1 protein-coding gene is annotated in these 699 nt (G+C 23.6%); it reads left to right on the forward strand.

Annotated elements, in window-relative coordinates:
* Positions 1–30: 30 nt before the first annotated feature.
* Positions 31–699 (forward strand): hypothetical protein (locus tag EHU54_RS06085; RefSeq protein WP_400249508.1); only part of this gene is annotated, 669 nt, incomplete at its 3' end.

Here is a 699-nt window from a genome sequence, read left to right on the forward strand (position 1 = left end):
TTATTTTAAAATTAAAGGAGAAAAATAACAATGAATAATACTTTCCCTAGTTTACCAAACTTAAATGATATTAATAGTGTTTTAAAATTTTATAATTATGATTGAACTATTAATTTAGCCAATATTATTGCTCGTCATCAAATGAGATTAGTTAATGGTAAAGATATTTTATTTAAGTCTCATCGTAAAGACATTTTAGAAAAATTAAATTGATGATATGAAACTTATAAAATAAAAGAAAAATTAGATAAAAATGAATTAACAGCAAGCTTAATGGGTAAAACTATCTTTGGTTTATTAGAAACTAGTGATGGCAATATTGATTTATGAATTAACCCATTTAACTTTACATCTCGTGTAAGTAAAATAAATGAAATTGAACAAGGTGCTGATATTTGATTAAATTATCATCAATCAGACAGTGGTTTTATTTTAAATTTAATTTGTACCAAAGATAAAATAGTTATTAAAGGTTGACCTAAAAATAATGAAGTAGTTGTTGGACAAAGTAAAACACAAATTAAAGATGATGTTAGACCTGTATTAATACAAGAATTTAAAAATAAATTAGGTATGGTACCTTTCTGAGAAATGATAAATGAACCTAATCCGTTGTTCTTATCAACATCAACCACTTTAAATCCATGACCTACTATGGCAAATTGTTATAAATTACAATTTGATTTAGAAGATAGTTTT

It is taken from the genome of Spiroplasma sp. ald (assembly GCF_044714355.1).
GTDB lineage: Bacteria > Bacillota_I > Bacilli_A > Mycoplasmatales > Mycoplasmataceae > Spiroplasma > Spiroplasma phoeniceum.